Origin of the sequence: Synechococcus sp. R8-2, assembly GCF_047461715.1 — a bacterium.
Classification (GTDB): Bacteria; Cyanobacteriota; Cyanobacteriia; order Thermostichales; family Thermostichaceae; genus Thermostichus.
This window is the reverse complement of record NZ_JANSHQ010000014.1, coordinates 1-6,352: the sequence shown is the minus strand read 5'-3', so window position 1 is coordinate 6,352 and position 6,352 is coordinate 1. Positions and strand designations below refer to the sequence as shown.

The 6,352-nt window shown below is 59.0% G+C and carries 3 protein-coding genes and 1 pseudogene; 3 read left to right on the top strand and 1 reads right to left on the bottom strand.

Annotation, left to right across the window (positions count from 1 at the left end; translation table 11 throughout):
* Positions 1-822 (bottom strand): annotated as a pseudogene (locus tag NW819_RS00330) (transposase); the annotation flags it as partial.
* A gap of 169 nt (positions 823-991) precedes the next feature.
* Between NW819_RS00330 and NW819_RS00325 the strand changes: the two are divergent.
* The 3 genes from NW819_RS00325 to NW819_RS00315 all read left to right on the top strand — a co-directional run.
* Positions 992-1,159 (top strand): conjugal transfer protein TrbI, encoded by a 168-nt coding sequence (locus NW819_RS00325; protein WP_414412547.1) that lies wholly within the window; start codon positions 992-994, stop codon positions 1,157-1,159.
* 95 nt (positions 1,160-1,254) lie between these two features.
* Positions 1,255-3,519 carry a single-stranded-DNA-specific exonuclease RecJ gene (gene recJ / locus NW819_RS00320; RefSeq protein ID WP_414412546.1) on the top strand — a complete coding sequence of 755 codons (2,265 nt, stop codon included), beginning with the start codon at positions 1,255-1,257 and terminating at the stop codon, positions 3,517-3,519.
* A gap of 38 nt (positions 3,520-3,557) precedes the next feature.
* Positions 3,558-6,352 (top strand): AAA family ATPase (locus NW819_RS00315; RefSeq protein WP_414412545.1); only part of this gene is annotated, 2,795 nt, incomplete at its 3' end.

The window sequence follows — 6,352 nt, the reverse complement described above, 5'->3', positions numbered from 1 at the left end:
GGCTCTGGAAAACTGCCGGATAAAAGGCTTCAATACCGACCACATCCTCTCAATCGAATTCAACTCTGGTGCATACACAGGCAGGTCTATGATCCGCGCACCTGTTCCTTGAATCAAACCCTCCACTTCCGAACTCTAATCACCACCTTCCGCGCATCCAGTTCCGGACATGAGTCACTTTGCAAAAACTCCAGAAAATTGCTCTTCTGCATTCCACCCTTGATAACACAACAGCCTACTGCCTCTCTCCAGGAAATAGCTTCAATAATCTTATGTTTTTTCCCTTTGCATCTCTGACGGTAACTGTAAGCTCTTTGACTGCGTAAACTCCGAGATACCCCTCCGTTCCATTGCCTCTCACACCCTTGTCTGGTCTAGAATAGCTATATCTTCCACTGGTATATTCTTGACTTCTTAGCTATAGGCTAATTGTTGCCTTTGCACCTCCTCTTCTCTGATTTTTACACTGCGGTAATTCTTTTTTAGCGTCATTCCTCGCTTTTTTAAAAAGTTGTCTATCGTAACAGCACTCACATCAGTATCCAGTTGCTCTCGTAGCAGTTCCTGATACTACCACGGATAATAGTTCAGGCGCCTTTCAATGACCGTCATAACTTCTTGCCGGTGTTGTTCCAGAATACCTACTCGCTTTGTGCCGACTTTCTTGGGGGATAAATCCTGAGTTTGTTGATACTGATGCACCCAGTGGTGCAGTGTTCTTTGGGTTACCATGAACTGTTCCGCTACCTGGCGAGTGGAGGTCTTGCCTGCCTGATAAGCTGCCACAACTCTTTGGGATAAATCTAACAAATAGGTTGGTATATATCTCTCTTTTCTCTTGGATACTTGTATCCTAATTCATAGGCTGTAATCGGTGAAGTGCCAAAAATGATTCTGATTCTTGTTTCAGCATCGTTGCCGAGCAACCGCTAGGGTGTAGAGACGCGGATCTTCGACAAGAGGATCCCTAGAAAAGAAGGAGAAAAAAATCATGTCCACCAGCACCCTTGTCCGTTGTGCCTGTGAACACTGCAACTGCAGCTTCGAGAGCAGCCAAGGCTATCGCTACGAAGGCCAACTCTACTGCAGCGAAGCCTGTGCCACCCACAATCACGAGCACCCCTCCGCTTGTTGTGTGGCTTCCCACTGCTGTCAATAAGCAGGTCACCAGGCCTTCTTGGGGATCCCAAGCTGCTTTTCTCCCCAGGCAGTTTTTGATAGGCTCCTAGGAACCTTTATCCCTGTCGAGCTTGCATGGAATACCGCTGGGAGCTGCTGCCCACTCCCCCCCAGTTCAATCCGCAACTGAGCCGGGAATATGGCAAGTATGCGGCCAAGGTGATGGCTCTGCGGGGTCTGCACACCTGGGAGCAGGCGCAGGCCTTCGTGGATCCCGAACACTATTCCCCCACACCACCAGCATCCCTGCCGGATCTGGAGCGGGCGGTGGCGCGGCTGCTGCAGGCACGGGAAAGGGAAGAGACCCTGTGCATTTGGGGGGACTTTGACTGCGATGGTGTCACCAGTACCAGTCTCCTGCTCTCGGCGTTACAACCCTTGGGCTTCCGAGTCCAGTTCTCCATACCGCTGCGCAGCACCGAGGGGCACGGGCTCAATCCTCAACGGCTACAGCAGGTGCTGGCCCAGGGCTGCCAAGTGATCCTGACGGTGGATTGCGGGGTGGGCAATGCTGCCGAAATTGCCATGGCCCAAGCCCAGGGGGTGGACGTGATCGTGACGGATCACCACATGCTGCCGGATCCCTTGCCCGCTGCCTATGCGGTGGTCAACCCCTTGCGATTGCCGGCTGAACATCCGCTGCGCTTCTTGCCGGGGGTGGGAGTGGCCTACAAGTTGGCGGAGGCGCTCTACCAAGCCCTAGGGATCCCTGGTGTCGAGCAGCACCTGGATCTGGTGGCGGTGGGAATTGTGGCCGATGTGGCGGTGTTGCAGCGGGAGTGCCGCTACTTGGTGCAGCGGGGCCTGCCGGTGCTGGCCAGTACGCAGCGCCCGGGGTTGCGAGCTCTGCTGGCCCAGGTTAGCAACGGCCAGCTCCAGAGGTCGCCGACAGCCCAGGATATTGCTTTTCGCATCGCCCCCAAGTTGAACGTCATTGGCCGCTTGGAAGACGCCAGCTTAGCAGTGGAGCTGCTGACCACCTCCGATCCAGAGCGGGCCCAGGCGCTGGTGCAACGGTTTGTTGCCCTTGACGAAGAGCGCCGGCAGCTCACCCAGCAAGTGATCCAAGAGGCCAGCCAACAGGTAGAGAGCTTGGATCTGACCCGGGAAGGAGCCATTGTTCTGGCGGAAGCCGGCTGGAACCCAGGGGTTCTAGGGATCGCGGCGGCGCACTTGGTGGAGCAGTATAACTGCCCAACGGTGTTGATCGCCAAAGACGAAGCGGCGGGACGGGGCTATGGGTCGGGCCGTTCCCTGCCAGGGGTGAACCTGGTGGAGGCCATCGAGGCCGTGCGCCCCCTCTTGCGGCGGGGAGGCGGACACCCCATGGCCGCCAGGATCCAAGTGGATCTGGCTTGCCTGGCCGCTGTGCAACTGGCGTTGCAGCGGGAGCTGGCCGCGCGGGTTAGCCCGGATCAGCGGGCTCGCGCCTTGGCGGTGGAGATTATCCTCGACTGGGAGCTACTGGTCTCTCAGGATCGGGATGGGGTGGCAGAGCTGGATGAGGTGTATCGGCAATTGCAGCTTCTGCAGCCCTTTGGGCACGGCAACCCCAACCCCGTCGTTGCCTTGATGAACTTCCGTCCCAATAGCTCCAACCTGGGAGTCTCCCGCAATGGCCGCCACCTCAAGTTTGAACTCCAAGGCTCGCCGGGATCCCGTACTCTGTGGTTTTGGCAGGCCGGAGAAGAGCTGGAGCGCTGGCAAAAATGCCAGGCTTTGGACATCGCCCTCCAGTTGGAGGCGGATGACCGGGGCAGACAGCCTTGGCAGGGCAAAGTGCTGGCGGTGCGCCCTGCGGGAGAGTGGCAGGCACCCACCATTTCCGCCCCTCGCCTACAGATCCAAGATTCTCGGCAGAAACCCCTGCCGGATTCGCAGCAGGGGGCCATCTGTTACGACGGGCAGGAGGCCGAGAACTTTGTTCCACCACCAAAAGGGGCAAAGCTGGTACTGGCCCGCTGGCCCTGGTTACCGGCGGACTTGGCACAACTGCTGCAACAGGCACAGCCCCGAACCCTGATCCTGACTGCTTCTGGCCACCGCTGGGAGCAGATCCCCCAGCAGATTGCCCAACTGCAAGCGCTGTGGCAAGCAGGCCGACGGGATCCCGAGGATCTGGCTGCGGCAACCGGCTTTCCCCGGCAGTGGCTGGCGGAACTGGACAGTCCGGAGCAGATCCCCACGCTACTGATGGGCCGCCTTCAGGAATCCCAAGCCTTTCACCGCTGGCTGGACGAGGCCAGCCCCACCCAGATTGCCCAACTGTGTCAGCGGCTAATGCAATCGGATCCCCTCTCAAGAGAGACAAGAGAGAAAAGAGAAAAGAACGGAGAGTAGTGAGAAGGGAGTATCCTCACTCCTCTCTCCTCACTTCGTTGCTCCCCACCGCTGACGCGATACTCTGGATCAAATGGCTCAACCTCATTTTTTCCAGCAACCAGAGCCCCTCAGAGTTTTCCGTGATCCCGGTTCGCCTAACCTTGCACAATTTTCTCTGTTACGCTCACGCCGTTTTGGATCTGCGTGGGATCCATACTGCCTGCATTTGTGGCCCCAATGGGGCAGGCAAGTCTGCCCTGCTCGATGCCCTCACCTGGGGCCTTTGGGGGCAAAGCCGGGCTAGCAATGACAGCGATCTCATCCGCAAGGGGGCCAGCGAAGCCTGGGTAGAGGTGATCTACCGCTCCCGAGGACAAACCTACCGCATCCTGCGCAGCCGTCATCTATCGGGCGAGGGATCCCTGGAGTGGCAAATTCAAACCGGAGAAACCGACGGCCAACCTCGCTGGCGCAGCCTAACCCGCCGCGGCATGCGCGCCACCCAACAGGCCATTCAAAGTCAGCTCAGCCTCGACTACGAGACCTTTATTCACTCCGCCTATCTGCGACAAGGACAAGCGGATGCCTTCACCCTGAAGCGTCCTGGCGAGCGCAAGCAAATTTTGGCCGACATGCTCAAGCTGGGGCAGTACGATCTGCTGGCCGAGCGCTGTCGGGAACGGGCACGCAGCGCCAAGCTCAAAGCGGATCTGCTCCAAGAGCGCCTGCAGCAGCTCGACCAACAACAGGCCCACCTTGGCCAAATTCAAGCCGAACTGGAGCAACTCCAACAACGGCAAACTCATCTGCAGCAGCTCCTAGCCCAGCAACAGCAGGAATTGCAAGCCCTAGAGCGCCTCTACGAACATCGCTGCATCCTGCAGGAGCGCCACCAACACCTTACCCAACACTTGCAAAAGCTCGGCACCAACCTACAGCACACCGAGCAACAGTGGCGTGCCCAGCGACAGCACCTGCTCCAGTTGGAAGAGCTGATCGCCCAGAGTGAAGACATCCTGGCGGGTTACGAACGCTACCAAGCCCTGATGGCCCAAGATCGCCATCTCCACCACCTCTTCGAGCAACAGCAGCATCTGCTCCAAGAACGCCAAAAGCTGCAAGCCCAGCAAGCAGAGCAGCAACAGCAGCAACTGCGCAAGATGCAACGGCTGCAACAGGAGTTGGCCACCTGCCAAGCCCAGGCCCAAGCCGATGCCCAATTGCTGGCAGAACAGGAGCGCATCGAAATCGGCCTGCGCCACTACCAGCAAGCTCAAGAGCGTCTCCAGGCCCTGAACCAAGCCCAAGCTCAAGCCGCCGTCCTTCTCCAGCAGCAACAGCATTGGCAAGAGCAAATCCGCCGCGAGCGGGAACGCCTGCAAGCCCGCGTTCAGCTTCTCAGCCAGCAACTACAAAGCCAGGAAACTCTAGCCCAACAGCAGCAGCAACTGGAGCAGAAAATCGCCGAAGGAGAGGCCGCCTTGGCAGAGCTGGAGCGACGGCGTCTCTACCAGCAGCGGGTGTTGGAAAAAGTCCAAGAACGACGGCTGTTCGTGCAAAAGCTCCAGGAACGCCAGCGGGTTCTCCAGCAACAGTGGCAACAGGAAGAAGAACGCTGCCGCCTGTTGGTGACCAGCTGGGATGAAGGTCAAGAGGCGTTTCCCGTTCAAAGTGCTCCGCGAGGCGAACAAGATCAGGGAGAGCGCCGCCCCATCCCCACTTTGGCGAGGGTGACAGCCCTTGTCGAGGAGGCAGCAGAACAAGAGGAGGGATCCCCGGCCCTATCTTCTGTCGGCCAGCCTGCCGAGTCATCCCCCGCAACGCCAACACCAGAGCCGCAGGGATCCAGCCTTATGGCTCCGCAGCGCCGTCGCCACTGGACTTGCCCCCTCTGTAGCCGTCCCCTCAGCCTGCGCCTGCGGGATGTGGTGCTGAAAAAACACCGCGAGCGTCAAGAGGAAATTGCCGGCCAACTGTTTGTTATCCGCGAACAACTGGCGGTGGCCGACCGGGAGATCGAACTCTTGCAAGAAGAATACCGCCGTCTTAGCCAAGAACTGGCCACTTGGGATGAGCGCCTGCACCTTCAAGGGCGATTGCAACAGCAGTGGGAAGCCGAGCAGGAGCGCTGTCGGCAAATCCAGCTCTGGCAAGCAGAGGCGGCAGAGTTGAGGGAAATCCTTGACCGGGAAGCTTACGCTCAAGAAGCTCGGCAACAGCTCCAGCAGATCCAGCAGGCCCTGCACCAACTGGGCTATGACGAGCGCGAGCACGCCCTACAACGGGGAGAACTGGAGCGCTGGCGCTGGGCCCTGGGCCGCTCTCAAGAACTCCGCAAGGCCCAAGAGCGCCGCTCTCGCCTCTGCGAGCAAATCGCATCTCTACAGGCACAACTGGAAACCCTGCAACAGGCGGTATCCAAGGACTCCGTCCCGCCAGTGGGATCGGATTCTCCCCTGGCGGAGCGGTTGGCTCAGGTGGAACAGGCGTTAAACCACCTGGGCTACGATGGATCCCTGCACCAGCAGGTGAAAGCCGAACTGGCCCAAGCTCAGCTCTGGCCCGCGCGCCTGCAAGCCCTACAGGTGGCCCGCCAGGAACTGCCGGAGGTGGCAGCCCGCACCCAAGCCCTATCCCAACGCCTGCAGGAAAGCCGCCAGCACTTTGCCCAAGCCACCCAAGAGCTGGAACAGCTTCACCGACAACTGGCCGAGCAACCCAGCGTTTCCTCAGCCCGCCTACAAGAGATCCGCCAAACCCTGCGGGAGCACCGCCGGCGGCTGGATGAGGTGCTGTCTCAGATAGGGGCCGCCCAACAACGGCTACAACAGGCGGTTCAACAGCAGGCGGA